Source organism: Sphingobium estronivorans, from assembly GCF_008692605.1.
Classification (GTDB): domain Bacteria; phylum Pseudomonadota; class Alphaproteobacteria; order Sphingomonadales; family Sphingomonadaceae; genus Sphingobium; species Sphingobium estronivorans.
Genome location: NZ_LFCT01000017.1, coordinates 36,091 through 47,989 on the forward strand (window position 1 = coordinate 36,091; position 11,899 = coordinate 47,989).

Annotated in this window: 11 protein-coding genes; 6 read left to right on the top strand and 5 right to left on the bottom strand. The window is 61.9% G+C overall.

The window, feature by feature from the left end; genetic code table 11:
- Positions 1-194 precede the first annotated feature (194 nt).
- The 4 genes from eno to F7P65_RS12765 all read left to right on the top strand — a co-directional run bounded on the left by eno (position 195) and on the right by F7P65_RS12765 (position 4,428).
- The gene (gene eno, locus F7P65_RS12750) at positions 195-1,469 is read left to right on the top strand and encodes a phosphopyruvate hydratase (protein WP_150292252.1); all 1,275 of its coding nucleotides are present in this window, start codon (positions 195-197) and stop codon (positions 1,467-1,469) included.
- Between the two features lie 77 nt (positions 1,470-1,546).
- The gene (locus F7P65_RS12755) at positions 1,547-1,858 is read left to right on the top strand and encodes an FtsB family cell division protein (protein WP_150292254.1); all 312 of its coding nucleotides are present in this window, start codon (positions 1,547-1,549) and stop codon (positions 1,856-1,858) included.
- A gap of 126 nt (positions 1,859-1,984) precedes the next feature.
- A complete protein-coding gene (gene pdhA / locus F7P65_RS12760) occupies positions 1,985-3,052 on the top strand; it encodes a pyruvate dehydrogenase (acetyl-transferring) E1 component subunit alpha (RefSeq protein WP_150292256.1) in 1,068 nt (355 codons plus the stop codon).
- Positions 3,052-4,428: a pyruvate dehydrogenase complex E1 component subunit beta gene (locus F7P65_RS12765; RefSeq protein ID WP_150292258.1), complete on the top strand. Its 1,377-nt coding sequence runs from the start codon at positions 3,052-3,054 to the stop codon at positions 4,426-4,428. The genes pdhA and F7P65_RS12765 overlap by 1 nt, the downstream gene beginning before the upstream one ends.
- Positions 4,429-4,464: 36 nt before the next feature.
- Here the strand turns inward: F7P65_RS12765 and F7P65_RS12770 are convergent, their stop codons facing one another.
- From F7P65_RS12770 to F7P65_RS12780, 3 genes are read right to left on the bottom strand one after another with little or no spacing between them, the layout of a single operon-like run.
- On the bottom strand, positions 4,465-5,121 hold the full coding sequence (locus tag F7P65_RS12770) for a TadE/TadG family type IV pilus assembly protein (protein ID WP_420853318.1): 657 nt from the start codon (positions 5,119-5,121) through the stop codon (positions 4,465-4,467).
- Complete coding sequence (locus F7P65_RS12775; protein WP_150292262.1) at positions 5,118-5,702, bottom strand: TadE/TadG family type IV pilus assembly protein; 585 nt, start codon at positions 5,700-5,702, stop codon at positions 5,118-5,120. The genes F7P65_RS12770 and F7P65_RS12775 overlap by 4 nt, the downstream gene beginning before the upstream one ends.
- Positions 5,702-7,681, bottom strand: a complete 1,980-nt coding sequence (locus tag F7P65_RS12780) for a TadE/TadG family type IV pilus assembly protein (protein WP_150292264.1) — start codon at positions 7,679-7,681, stop codon at positions 5,702-5,704. The genes F7P65_RS12775 and F7P65_RS12780 overlap by 1 nt, the downstream gene beginning before the upstream one ends.
- 142 nt (positions 7,682-7,823) lie before the next feature.
- On the opposite strand from F7P65_RS12780, the gene F7P65_RS12785 reads away from it, so the two are divergent.
- Together F7P65_RS12785 and F7P65_RS12790 are read left to right on the top strand one after the other, a co-directional pair.
- Positions 7,824-8,471, top strand: a complete 648-nt coding sequence (locus tag F7P65_RS12785; RefSeq protein WP_150292266.1) for a hypothetical protein — start codon at positions 7,824-7,826, stop codon at positions 8,469-8,471.
- Positions 8,472-8,482: 11 nt separating this feature from the next.
- Positions 8,483-8,947 (top strand): EF-hand domain-containing protein, encoded by a 465-nt coding sequence (locus F7P65_RS12790; RefSeq protein ID WP_150292268.1) that lies wholly within the window; start codon positions 8,483-8,485, stop codon positions 8,945-8,947.
- Positions 8,948-9,040: 93 nt separating this feature from the next.
- Here F7P65_RS12790 and trmFO read toward each other — a convergent pair whose 3' ends face one another.
- Complete coding sequence (trmFO, locus tag F7P65_RS12795; protein WP_150292270.1) at positions 9,041-10,393, bottom strand: methylenetetrahydrofolate--tRNA-(uracil(54)-C(5))-methyltransferase (FADH(2)-oxidizing) TrmFO; 1,353 nt, start codon at positions 10,391-10,393, stop codon at positions 9,041-9,043.
- Positions 10,394-10,452: 59 nt separating this feature from the next.
- Positions 10,453-11,754, bottom strand: coding sequence for a dicarboxylate/amino acid:cation symporter (locus F7P65_RS12800; protein WP_150292272.1), 1,302 nt, complete (start codon positions 11,752-11,754; stop codon positions 10,453-10,455).
- Positions 11,755-11,899 lie beyond the last annotated feature (145 nt).

The window sequence follows — 11,899 nt, forward strand, 5'->3', positions numbered from 1 at the left end:
GATATGGCAGAATGCGCGAAACGGTCGGGCGGTTCTGTCCCTAATGCTTCGCGACGGCTCACAGTTCCGTTGCCGTTACTATTTTGAGCATCGGCATTTTTCGAGTCCTTGCAAGCCCCCGCATTGCCATTCGGGAAGGTGCTGGCTAAGCGGGGCGCGAAAAGCGACCCAGAGCCAGTTCCAAGGAGCGATCCATGACCGCCATTCTCGATATTCACGCCCGCCAGATCCTGGATAGCCGCGGCAATCCGACCGTCGAAGTCGACGTGATGCTGGAAGATGGCAGCTTTGGCCGCGCCGCCGTTCCGTCGGGCGCTTCCACTGGCGCCTATGAAGCGGTCGAGAAGCGCGACGGCGATAAGAGCAAATATCTGGGCAAGGGCGTGCTGGCGGCGGTTGCGGCCGTCAACGACCAGATTGCCGAGCAGATCATCGGCCTCGATGCCGAGGATCAGGCCGAAGTCGACGCAGCCATGATCGCGCTGGACGGCACGGAGAACAAATCGAACCTGGGCGCCAACGCCATATTGGGCGTCAGCCTGGCCGTCGCGAAGGCCGCCGCCGATGCGCGCGGCCTGCCGCTTTATCGCTATGTCGGCGGTGTCAACGCCCATGTCCTGCCGGTGCCGATGATGAACATCATCAACGGTGGCGAACATGCCGACAATCCGATCGACTTCCAGGAATTCATGATCATGCCGGTCGGCGCCGAGAGCATTGCCGACGCCGTGCGGATCGGTTCGGAAATCTTCCATACGCTGAAGAAGGGCCTGCACGACAAGGGGCTGGCGACCTCGGTCGGGGATGAAGGCGGTTTCGCGCCCAACATCGCCTCCACCCGCGATGCGCTCGACTTCATCATGCTGTCGGTCGAGAAGGCCGGTTACAAGCCGGGCGACGATGTCGTGCTGGCGCTGGATTGCGCCGCGACCGAATTCTTCAAGAACGGCAAGTACGAGATTTCGGGCGAAGGCCTGTCGCTCAGCCCGGTTGAAATGGCCGATTATCTGGCGGCTCTGTGCGCTGACTATCCGATCAAGTCGATCGAAGACGGCATGAGCGAAGATGACTTCGAAGGCTGGAAGGCGCTGACCGACAAGATCGGCGGCAAGGTGCAGCTGGTCGGCGACGATCTGTTCGTCACCAATCCCAAGCGTCTGGAAATGGGCATCGGCAAGGGGCTGGCCAATTCGCTACTGGTCAAGGTGAACCAGATCGGTTCGCTGACGGAGACTCTGGCGGCTGTCGATATGGCGCATCGGGCCCGTTACACCGCCGTCATGTCGCACCGTTCGGGCGAAACCGAGGACGCGACCATCGCCGACCTCGCCGTCGCAACCAATTGCGGTCAGATCAAGACCGGCTCTCTGGCCCGTTCGGACCGGTTGGCTAAGTATAACCAGCTCATCCGCATCGAAGAAGAACTGGGCGACGTTGCCGTCTACGCGGGCCGTTCGATCTTCCGTTAAGTCAAAATTTCGACGACCGGCCGCGCGGGAAATAGATTTCCCTTGCGGCCGGCGCGTCCTTGTGATTCAACTGGTCCATGGCGCATATCGCGAAACTCCGCATGTTACTGTTTTCGGCTTTCGGGCCGGCGATTGCGGTGCTTCTTCTTCTTTTTTTCGCTGGCTATGTGGTGCTGGGTTCCAACGGCGTTCTGGCCTGGGGCGACTATAAGCGGCAGTTGCACAATGCGCAGGGCGAGTTGAAGCAGGTTCAGGCGCACCAGCAGGAACTCAGGAACCGGGTGGATTTGCTTAATCCCCGGCGCGTCGATCCCGACCTTTCCGATGAACTGATCCGGCGCGAGTTGGGCGTCATCCATCATGACGAGGTTGTCGTTCCCCTGAACTGACCGTTCAGGGTCGCTGATTGATCGCTTTTGCGGCGTTTTGATGGCCCATGCCGCGTTGCATTCCGGGGCCTTCTGCCGCTATACGGGCGTTCCTTCCATCCTCACCCACGCAAAAGGATAAGAGCCTTGGCGAAATCAACGACGCCGCGTCCTTCACGCGCAAAGGCGGTAAGCCCCGCCAGCGCGGACCATAACCGGCCTCGCCCCGATACTCCGACGGATTATAAGGCCACCAAGGAAGAGCTGCTGGAATTCTACCGGCAGATGGTGTTGATCCGCCGCTTTGAGGAAAAGGCGGGCCAGCTTTACGGCCTGGGTCTGATCGGCGGCTTCTGCCACCTCTATATCGGCCAGGAAGCGGTTGCGGTCGGCATCCAGTCGGCTTTGAAGCCCGGCAAGGACAGCGTCATCACCGGTTATCGCGACCATGGCCATATGCTGGCCTATGGCATCGATCCCAATGTCATCATGGCTGAACTGACCGGTCGCGAAGCGGGCATTTCGCGCGGCAAGGGCGGTTCGATGCACATGTTCAGCGTCGAACATAAATTCTATGGCGGCCACGGCATCGTCGGGGCGCAGGTGTCGCTCGGCGCGGGCCTGGGCTTTGCGCACAAATATAATGGAGACGGCGGCGTTTGCGTCGCCTATTTCGGGGACGGCGCGGCCAATCAGGGCCAGGTCTACGAAAGCTTCAACATGGCGGAGCTATGGAAGCTGCCGATCATCTTCGTGATCGAGAACAACCAGTATGCCATGGGCACCAGCGTCAACCGCTCCTCGGCGGAGGACCAACTGTATCGCCGCGGCGAAAGCTTCCGCATTCCCGGCATCCAGGTGAACGGCATGGACGTGCTCGCCGTGCGCGGCGCGACCGAGGAAGCGCTCAAGTGGGTGCAGGACGGCAATGGCCCGATCCTGCTGGAAATGAAAACCTATCGCTATCGTGGTCACTCCATGTCCGACCCAGCCAAGTACCGGTCGCGCGAGGAAGTGCAGTCGATGCGCGACAAGTCGGACCCCATCGAAGGCGTCAAGAAATATTTGACCGAAGCCGGCGTGGGCGAAGACGAACTCAAGAAGATCGATCAGGACATCCGCAAGATCGTCAGCGATTCCGCGGACTTCGCTGAAACCTCTCCCGAACCGGAACTGCACGAGCTTTATACCGACGTGCTGGTGGAGCAATATTAATGGGTATCGAAATCAAGATGCCGGCGCTTTCGCCGACCATGGAGGAAGGCACGCTGGCTAAGTGGCTGGTGAAGGAAGGTGACGAGGTCCGCTCGGGCGACATTCTGGCCGAGATCGAAACGGACAAGGCGACGATGGAATTCGAAGCCGTCGATGAAGGCAAGATCGGTCAGATCATGGTTGCCGAAGGCACCGAAGGCGTGAAGGTCGGCACCGTCATCGCGACGATGGCTGGGGATGGGGCGGGCGAGGGTGGCGAAGCCGCTCCGGCTCCCAAGGCAGAGGCGAAGGCTGAAGCGGCGCCGGAACCCAAGAAAGCCGAAAGCGGCACGGCCAAGCTTGCCACCGAAGCCAAGCCGACGGTCAAGGACCCGGCGCTCCCCGAAGGCACGGAATATCTTAAAACTACCGTTCGCGAAGCACTGCGCGACGCCATGGCCGAGGAAATGCGCCGTGACGAACGCGTCTTCGTGATGGGTGAGGAAGTTGCCGAATATCAGGGCGCCTACAAGGTCACCCAGGGTCTGCTGGAGGAATTTGGCGACAAGCGCGTTATCGACACGCCGATCACCGAATATGGTTTTGCCGGCATCGGTGCGGGCGCGGCCATGGGCGGCCTGAAGCCGGTGGTCGAGTTCATGACCTTCAACTTCGCGATGCAGGCCATCGACCACATCATCAACTCCGCGGCCAAGACCAACTACATGTCCGGCGGCCAGATGCGCTGCCCGATCGTGTTCCGTGGTCCCAATGGCGCGGCCAGCCGCGTCGGCGCGCAGCACAGCCAGAATTACGGCCCCTGGTACGCCGCGGTGCCGGGCCTGATCGTGATCGCGCCCTATGACGCGGCCGATGCCAAGGGTCTGCTCAAGGCCGCGATCCGTTCGGAAGATCCGGTCGTGTTTCTCGAAAACGAACTGGTCTACGGCCGCAGCTTCGACGTGCCCAAGGTCGACGATTATGTCCTGCCCATCGGCAAGGCGCGCATCGTTCGCGAGGGCAAGGATGTGACGCTGGTAAGCTATTCCATCGGTGTCGGCATCGCGTTGGAAGCGGCGGAAACCCTGGCGGGCGAGGGCATCGACGCGGAGGTCATCGACCTGCGCACGCTGCGTCCGCTGGACACGGCGACGGTGCTGGAAAGCCTCAAGAAGACCAACCGCCTTGTCGTGGTCGAAGAAGGCTGGCCGGTCTGCTCGATCTCGTCGGAAATCGCGGCGGTGGTGATGGAGCAGGGCTTCGACGACCTCGACGCTCCGGTGTTGCGCGTCACCAATGAGGATGTGCCATTGCCCTATGCGGCGAACCTGGAAAAGGCGGCACTGATCGACGCCTCACGCGTCGTTACGGCTGCGAAGAAGGTTTGTTATAGATAAGACAGGGTCGGGGCGGCGCTTCCGGCGCCGCCCCGCTCACACCGTCGTGCAGAGATTGGCGATGCCGCTGGCGTTTTTCAGCGACTGGTCGGTTCGCTCTCTGACGTTGAACGCGCTGGTATAGTGGATCGTCTTGGGCCCGAAGATCGAGTTCGAAACCAGCGGCTGATAAGTGTAGGCCACCTCCACGAACATCACCGCCGTGCCGCTGCCCGCCGTGATCTTGTTGTCGGTCGGGCCTATGCCGTTGACCAGCGTGGCGTCATTCTGCCCGTTGCCGGTTGCGCCATAGGTGGATGTGAAGCTGCCCGAACCCCAATTGCATTGCCAGCGGATGAACTGGCCCGTGTTGGGCGCGGCCTTTCCATTGGGTTCCAGTTCGGTCAGGTAGATTTTGGCGTTCGCCTTGAAATTCTTGACGCTGGCGGCGGATATTTCGGCCCCCGCGAACAGTTCCTTGACGTCTGCCTGATCGATCGAGGTGCGAACGCGCGAAGCATTGTCCGCCACCAGCATCGCCACCTGGCTGATCCGCATATGCGTCATGGCCAGGTTCGCCGTTTCCAGACCGCCCAGGCTCAGAGCCATCAGAATGGGCAGGGAATAGGCGAATTCGATGACGGCAAGGCCGCTCTCGTCCTTGCCGATGGCGCTCGCCGCACGGCGGAACCGGGGGAAAAGCCGCTTCATCATGTACACCGCACAGTCGTGGATTGCGCCGTCTGGTTCGCCCAGGGCTGGTTGCGGATGACGGCCGTTGCCGTAGCCGACTGGTTGGCGCTCCAACCCAGCAGGCTCGCCATCGGGAAGAGGCGCGGCATGGTGATCGTCACCTGATAATAGACGGTGTCGTCCGCCCCGCCGAGACCGGCCGAACCCATGTCGGTGTCATAGGCGCCGTTATTATTGGCGTCCTCATAACAATCGCCCGGATTATAGACGCCCAGCGGCACGGTATCGGTGGTGATCTTCTCCGGCTTGCCAATCTTCGAAAAATTATAATAGCTTTTCTTGACCACCGATGTCGTGCCGTTCTTCGTGTTGATGGCCTGCATCTGCTGGTCGATATAGCTGTCCACGGCGGTCGAATTGAGCGCGCCGACGGAGGCCGAGCGGGCGGCACGATCCAGCACGCCCTGCGTCACCGCCCGCAGATAGGATTGATAACCCAGATCGCCGATCCCCATCAGCATCAGGCAAAGCGGCGTGGCGATCAGTCCGAATTCCATCAGCGTCGCGCCGCGCTCGTCGCGTTTCAGCGTCATCCCGGTCATCAGTTCGACAATCTCAGGCCGCCGATATTCTTGGCGATATTTCTGAACGTGGTTTGCAGGTCCGCCGGCGTGTAAGCCATGCTCCAATGGTTCGCGCTGGTGGCGCAATTCTGCAGCTGGCTGCTCATGATATTGGAATCATTGAAACCGATGACCCAGATGGTGATATTCTTGCCCTTGATGGCGTTGCATATCATTTCCAGGCGGCGGTTATGGATCGCGGTGAGATCGCTGTTGCTGGCGCCGGAAGGGCCATCCCGTTGATCCAGCGCCTGATAGCCCCAGGCACCATAGACATTACTATATGCGCTCATTTCACCGTCGGTCATGAAAACGATGTGGCGCGAGATATTGAAACCGTTGGGCGCCGATGCATTTTCGGACCCGAAGATGCCGTCAGGTGAGAGGAGGCGCGCACCCCAAACCATGCCGATCGTGTGATAAGTCCCACCCACGGCGGTCAGACTGTCGACATAGGCGTCGTAGCTGCTTGGCTGGCCCGCCGGCACCGCACTTCGGCTGGCGTAGGAGGCCAGTTTGCGAGCGGCCGTGGGGCAGGCGACGAAGCCGTTGCTGATGTTGCTGGCGCTGTTGAGCCAACTGCCGCTGGTCGAGCTGCTCGTGCTGTTGCGCGAGAATGCGATGTCGGGCCAATAGGGACGCCATTTGGTGTCCTTGCTGCTGGGGATGGTGTCGATCTGAAGATCGTAGGCGGTATTCGGAATAGAGTTTGCCGGCGTGTCCTTGGTGATGCCGCTGTCTGTCGAGCGTTCCTCTATGCAACCGGACCAAGTCGAAGTCGGGGAAAGGCCGAGGCTGTTATCATTGGCGCTGTAGGCGGGATTGGCCGTCGCGTTGCCGCTGGCAAAGCCGGTTACATCGACGTCGTCGTATTTCGCGTAAGTCCATACCCATTTTGGTGTCTGCACGGACTTGTCGGTCTTTGTCTCGACATAGCTGTTATAGGTTATGAACGTGTAGTCCTGGTATCGCTTGTTGCCGCTCTTGTAACAATTGCCGCTGGTCGAATAGTTCGTCCCATTGGTGGTGCGGGTGGTTACCGTGGTCGTGGTGATCACGCCATTCGCATCCGTGGCGGTCGAGGTCGACGTCGAGCTGTTTTGCGTCACCGTGTCACTCGGAATCGCGTTGCAACTGTTGCTGCTGGAGCCGGTGGTGGTGCCGCTGCCGTTGCTGGTCGAACCGGATTGCTTGGTCCAACTGCCGGATGTGGAACTCGTGTCATAGCCGCTATACGCCCCGCGACGGGTCTGGTAGCTCCAGGTTTCGCCGGTCGTCCCGCCCAGTATATAGTTGCTGGGAAGCAGCTTTCCGACATTGACCGTGCTGCTATAGGGCAGGAAGCCATAACGGATGCGTCCGGTAGTGTCCGATCCCGGTCCCAGCGTATCGTAGAAATCCTTGAGCGCCTGCTGCAATGCCGCGAGCCGGGTGATCATTTTGCCGCTGCCATCCGATAGCTTGTTCTGGACCATCGACCCCGTCGTATCCAGCACCAGCATCACGTCGGTATTGCCGATGTCGAAGCGGGATTCGCAATTCACCGCCAGTTGCATCGTTTGCTTGCCGAAGATGCGCATGACCGTGGTCGGGATGGTGGTGGCTGCGGCCACCTGGACCGTCGTGGCTTCGCCCGGCTTGCTCTGGATGGTCGGGACGAAGCTGGCGGCGCCGAATGTCCCCTGCGGGAAATTGAAGTCGAAGAAGCGCTTGGCTTCCGCCTTGTTCGCGTCGGTCATGGTCGATGCGGTCATGGCGCGGCGGCCGGCCAGCGCCGCGGCATCGCAGGCCTGCTGCATGCGTGCACGGACCATATAGGCGCGGCTCATGTCGACGCCGCCGCCGATCAGCCCCGCCAGGGGGACGACCGCCGCCGCCACGATGGCGAGCGTGTTGCCGGCCTGATTGTGATAAAGCCGCATCAGGATGAACAGCGCGCGTTTGATCCGATCGCCCATAGTCCGCATTGCCTTTGCTTGCCCTGCACCCCCATTTCAGGCAGGGCGACTGACTGCCCCATTGGCGGCAGTCAGGCGGAGCAATAGGTGGGCACGGGTTAAAAAGCGGATAATTTCGCGATTATTCTATATTTGAGGATATATGCTGAAGGTTGAAACGGCAGGAGAACTGCCTCCTCTCGCTTCATTGCTCAGCGCTTATGCGGGGCAGGATTCTCCCCGGCACCGGCTGATATGGGCGCTCGATACGCGGTTCGCGCGGCTGGTGGCGACGACCAGCGAGCCCATGATCGGGCAGATGCGGCTGACCTGGTGGAATGATGCGCTGATCGACGACAGTCATGTCAAGGGGCGGGGAGAACCGCTGATCGATGCGATGCGCGCGCTGGATGTCGCGCCACCGCCGGGGCTGACCCCATGGCTGGATGGATGGGAAGCCTTGATCGGGGAGATTGACCTTCGCGTCTATGCGGAGGGGCGCGGCGGCGGCCTGTTCCGGGCGCTGGCGGGACGGGATGACATTCCCGAATGGCTGGAACGGGCTGGGACGGCCTGGGCGCTATGGGACTTGTCGGGGCATGTCGGTGACGATGGGGTCGCGGATCGGGCCATGGCTCTGGGTCGCCGGAATTTGCTGTTGGAGAAGCAGGATTGGCGGCCCGAATGGCGGCCCATGCGGATCGCCTATCAACTGGCGCATCAGGATCTGGAAAAGGGCAGGCGCGCACCTGCGGGATTGACCCCGACCCTATATCTGCGGTTGATGCGCGTCGCACTGATCGGACGGTAAGGGGGTAGAAGGTGGGGCGAGTTCTGGCCAGCGTGATGGCAACGCTGTTGCTGGCGGCGGGCGGGCTGTTCTGGTGGCAGGGGCGCGCCAGCAACGAACCCGTCCCGCAGCCGCTGATCGGATCGCCGCCGCCCCCGGCGCTCGAAAATCTGCCAGAAGGCGACCCGGACGCGGTGGGCGAAGCACCGCCCATGCCCGGCGAAGCAAGCCCTCAAAATCGCGAGCAGAAGCGCTTTGCCCGCTACGATCGCAATCGCGACGGTGTCATCACCCGGGTCGAGATGATGGGCAGTCGGGTGAAGGCGTTCAAGGCGCTGGACAAAAACAACGACAACCTCCTCTCCTTCGAGGAGTGGGCGGTGACGACCTCCGACCGTTTCTCCACGGCGGACGTTAATGGCGACGGCAAGCTGACCCCAGCCGAATTCGCCAGCACCGCGCCCAAGCGGAAGGCGGCGCCCAAATGCAAATGCTGATCGCCTAATAGCATCGCGCTCGGTCTTCGACCGATCACAAGTGGGTTTCGCTCAGGCGCCGCGCGGGCTTTACCAAGGTCCGATGAGTCAAACTCATCGCGCCTCGGTATAAGCGGGCTGAAGCTCGCCCAGCCATTGCCCCAGCGCCGCGCGGGCACGAGAGGTCATCGCTTCCTTGCGCTGCTTCTTCTTGACGTCCTCCAGCGGCGGGAAAAGGCCGAAATTGACATTCATCGGCTGATAATCCGCCGTTTCGACATTGCCGATCACATGGCCGAGCAGCGCCCCCAGCGCCGTTTCCGGCGGCAGCGGTGTCAGCGGACGGCCCAATATCTCGGCCGCCGCGAAGCGCCCGGCCAGCAGGCCGATGGCGGAACTCTCGACATAGCCTTCGCAGCCCGTAACCTGTCCGGCAAAACGGATATGCGGCGCGCTCTTGAGGCGCAGCGTCGCGTCAAGCAGCTTGGGACTCTGGATGAACGTGTTCCGATGGAGCCCGCCCAGTCGCGCGAACTCCGCCTTTTCCAAGCCGGGGATGGTGCGGAACAATTCCGTCTGCGCGCCATGCTTCAGCTTGGTCTGGAAACCGACCATGTTCCACAGCGTACCCGACGCATTATCCTGCCGCAGTTGCACCACGGCATAGGGCCAGCGCCCGGTGCGCGGATCGTCCAGCCCCATCGGCTTCATCGGCCCATGGCGCAGCGTTTCGGGACCGCGCGACGCCATCACCTCGATCGGCATGCAGCCTTCGAAATAGGGCGTGTTCGTTTCCCATTCCTTGAACTCGGTCTTTTCGCCGTCGAGCAGGCTCTGAATGAAGGCCTGATACTGCTCCTTGTTCATGGGGCAGTTGATATAATCCTTGCCCTCGCCGCCGCCGGGGCCGATCTTGTCCCAGCGATTGGCCATCCAGCATTTGTCCATGTCGATGCTGTCGAAATGCACGACCGGCGCGATGGCGTCGAAAAAGGCGAGATGGTCGATCCCCGCCGCCTGCCCGATGCTGGCCGCCAGCGATGGCGCGGTGAGGGGGCCGGTCGCGACGATGGTCATGCCTTCGCTCGGCAGCGCATCGATGCGTTCGCGCACGATTTCGACATTGGGATGTTCGGTCAGCGCGCGGGTCACGCCATCGGAAAAGATATCACGATCCACCGCCAGCGCCGATCCGGCGGGCACCTTTGCCGGTTCCGCCTGCGCCATGATGAGCGAACCCAGCCGCCGCATTTCCTGATGCAGCAGGCCCACGGCATTCTTGTCCGCGTCGTCGGAGCGGAAGCTGTTGGAGCAGACCAGTTCCGCCAGCCCCTCGGTCTGGTGAGCGGGCGTCATGTCGCCGCTACCGCGCATTTCCGACAGGCGGACCTTGATCCCGGCCTGCGCCAACTGCCATGCCGCTTCGGACCCGGCGAGGCCGCCGCCAATGATGTGAACCTGATGCATGGGGCGACCCATGGTCCCCTCCACGCCGCAGGTCAACCGTTGTTCAGATGGGACGCTGTTCAGGCCGCCACCAGGTCGCCCTCGCCGTAAAAGGCGGCTTCGTCCAATATCCCCTCGCGCTTGGCGACGACGGTGGCGACCAGCACCTGGCCCGCGACATTGACGGCGGTGCGCCCCATGTCGAGGATCGGGTCGATGGCGAGCAGCAGCCCCGCGCCCTCCAGCGGCAGGCCAAGGGTAGAGAGGGTCAGCGTCAGCATCACGATGGCGCCGGTTAGCCCCGCCGTGGCGGCCGATCCGACCACCGACACGAAGACGATCAGCCCATAATCCGCCGCATGCAATGTGATGCCGTAGAAATTGGCGATGAAGATCGCCGCGAGCGCGGGATAAATGGACGCGCATCCGTCCATCTTGGTGGTCGAGGCGAGGGGGATGGCGAAGGCGGAATAGCTTTTGTCGACGCCCAGCCGCTCCGTCACGGTTTCGGTGACAGGCATGGTGCCGACCGAGGATCGCGACACGAAGCCAATCTGGATCGCCGGCCAGGCCTTGGCGAAAAAGGGCAGGGGTTTGAGGCCATTGGCGATCAGCAGCAGCGGATAGACCACCAGCAGTACCAGCGCGAGGCCGAGATAAACCGCGCCCGCAAAGGTGCCGAGTTGGGCAAGCGCGCTCCAGCCATAGGAGGCGATCGCGCTGCCGATCAGCGCCGCCGACCCGATGGGCGTCAGCCGGATGATCCAGCCCAGGATCGCGCGCACCACCGCAAGCAGCGAGCGCACGAAGGCCAGGAACGGCTCGGCCTTGTCCCCGACCTTCAGCGTCGCGAGGCCGACGGCGATGGAGATGACCAGAAGCTGGAGGATGTTGAAAGACAGCGTCGTGGCGGCGCCGTTTTCCGCGACCTCGGTGCTGGCCGACAGGGCGAAGCTGTTGCCGGGCACCAGGCCTTTCAGGAAATCGAGCCAGCCACCATAGGAATCCGGTTTGCCGACCGCCAGTGCATGCCCATGCAGACCGGCGCCCGGCTGGACGATGAAGCCGATGGTGAGGCCGATGACCACGGCGATCAGTGCGGTGAAGGCGAACCAGAGGAGCGTCTGTCCGGCCAGCCGCGCCGCATTGTCGAGCGCGCGCAGATTGGCGATGGAGGCAATGATGGCCGCGAACACCAGCGGCGGAACGACCGCCTTCAGCAGCGAGACGAAGATCGATCCCGTCGTCTTGAGCCCGGTTGCAAGTCCGTTAAGTTCGCCGTTAGCGCCCGTGCCCATGGATCGCGCAAGCAGACCCAGCGCCAAGCCGACGGCCATGCCGGCCAGAACCTGAAATCCGAAACTGCGATAATTAACGACCATGGGCGTATTTCCTCGGGACGACCGGCGCGCGATATGGGGAGCGTTCCTACCGAATGCGCGCAAGCAATTCTTTATGGGAGTGAACGCGGATAAGGGCGTCCTCTTTCCGCAGCCCGGTATCCAAATGGATTGGCCGCCGCGATCC